Genomic DNA, 2023 nt, shown 5'->3' with positions numbered 1-2023 from the left:
GCCGAGGAAATCGATCCTCGTGCATGCCGGAAGCACGTTCCACAAGTTCCTCGGCAGACACTTTTCTAGGCGGATCGCGTTGAAGCAGCGGCCTGAATGTGTCAAGCAACTTCCTGAGATGATCGATTTCTTGGCGGATTTCTTCTGGGGCGGCGGCGCCCTGCAGTTTGCGCTGAGCCCTATCAATACTGTGGACCACTTCGTGGAAAATCAGGGCGAGATTCATCCCGGCCATTCCTGAAGAAACCATGATCTCACGAAAGGTCTTCAACTCCTGCTGGATTGACTCGAGGATGGGCTTAACCTCCTTTTCGATCTTGTGTTGTTTGCCGAGCGACTCAAGTCGATCCAGCGCCTCCTGTACCGGAGGCGGTGCTTCATGATCACCTTTCAACGCCTTGTCTATCTCCCCCCGGTCACCGGCGTGCTCGCGTTGGAAACGGTCAAAAATACTCAACACGATCCGACGCAATCGCCGGAAGGCATCGTTGTCATCGAAGCCTTCGCGATTGGTCTTTTCCTTAAGATCAGTGCTGAGGGCCAAGTTCAATGAAACCTGCGCGATAACACTTTGTGTCCCGAGTTTTCCGGCTGGGCGATTGATACGTCGTGCATCAAGGCCAAGCCAATCTTCACCTGGCTCTCCATAATTGAACACTCGGATATTGTCCCTGTAGACACGAACACCGGTCTGGTTGTCCAGCCATTTCTTGATCTGCTGAGGCGCTCCCGACGCCTTGAGGATTTCGTCGCGGCGATGAAATGCATGGAATCTGCCGCAGATTGGACCGATGCCTTTCAGGTCCTCTGGCACCAAGAAAATTCTGTCCTCGCGCTTTGGCCGGACGCGCCCCGCTTCAACCGGAAGTTCGTCATCATCAGGCTCCATTAGCTGAAGCTTTTCGGCCTCATTTGCCACACGCCCTTTCAACCCCTTGAAGCGTGGCGGTGTGAACGTATATCTCCAAGTAAGCAGGCCAGACTGATCCAGATCGAACTCGAAGTTCCAGATCGCAGAATCGAGCATCTCCTGAAGGGTGGGAAGCCCTTTGATTTCATCTTCTCGACCTGGGAGCAGCAGATTCACCTCAAAGGATTTTGCGGCATCAAACGGATTACTGAGTGAGGTTATGAGTCGGTAAAGGTCTCGAATTTCACGTCGCGTCCACTCCTCGCGGTGCAATCCGGTTATCTCCACCTGCGTTCCCGAACCGGTCCTGAACGTGTCCGGCAGCGACCTCTCATCGACGTCGACCGCCATACCGTCACCGAGATAGCGCGCGCTATCTATCAATTGGGCCCAGTTGATTGAGAACTCATACTCAGTTTGTCCAGCTTGGCGAGTCGTTAGCTTGAGCTTATCACCCAGCTTCTGCACGGCAAGCCGTCCGACGCCCTTCTCCCCCAACGCAAGCCGCCCCATCGGGCTCCGCACTTTGGCAGTCTTGCCCCGCTTCGAATCAGTTCCGATTTCCAGCCAAGCTGTCTCGATCGTCTCGGCAGACATACCAAAACCGTTGTCAGTAACACATATTCTTGGCGGCGTTGCATCGAGGTCCAGAACTACGTCCACAACGGTCGCATCGGCATCATAGGAATTCTTGACCAGCTCGAATACGGCGAGGCGGTCATGCCCGATAAGCTCGTCGCCGAGCAGCTTGAGCACATGTGACTGAACCCGAAATGGCATGCTCCTGAACATGTCTACTTTCCTGCCCTACTGGAGGCAAATGAAATTGATTGCGAAAGCGAGGCCGCAGCGAGAAAGGACTGGAGAGATTTCATAATCGACGCGACCTCTCATTTGCTCACCATTCAGAACGTCATGCCCACTACAACCGAACAACCGTTGTATGGAAACGAAACGCTTCTACCCTTTTTGGCAAAAGCTCCGGTGCTTGCGCCAGATGTTGGCGGACTGCCTCGGTATGCACTCTTGAACGATTTTGCCACTGGAAAAAGGCATTCTTGAATAGCTGCTGCTGGATTTGCAGTGGTCCGACGCGAACGGGAGCGTCGTCGG

2 protein-coding genes are annotated in these 2023 nt (G+C 54.0%); both read right to left on the bottom strand.

What is annotated here, in order from left to right:
- A partial coding sequence (locus EPO09_RS21800; RefSeq protein ID WP_290646658.1) for an ATP-binding protein occupies positions 1 to 1702 on the bottom strand: 1702 nt, incomplete at its 3' end.
- Positions 1703 to 1832: 130 nt separating this feature from the next.
- A partial coding sequence (locus EPO09_RS21795) for a hypothetical protein (RefSeq protein ID WP_290646656.1) occupies positions 1833 to 2023 on the bottom strand: 191 nt, incomplete at its 5' end.

Source organism: Aquabacterium sp., from assembly GCF_004297345.1.
Lineage (GTDB): Bacteria > Pseudomonadota > Gammaproteobacteria > Burkholderiales > Burkholderiaceae_C > Aquabacterium.
Note: the sequence above shows the minus strand (reverse complement) of the source record. Positions and strands in the feature narration are given on the sequence as shown.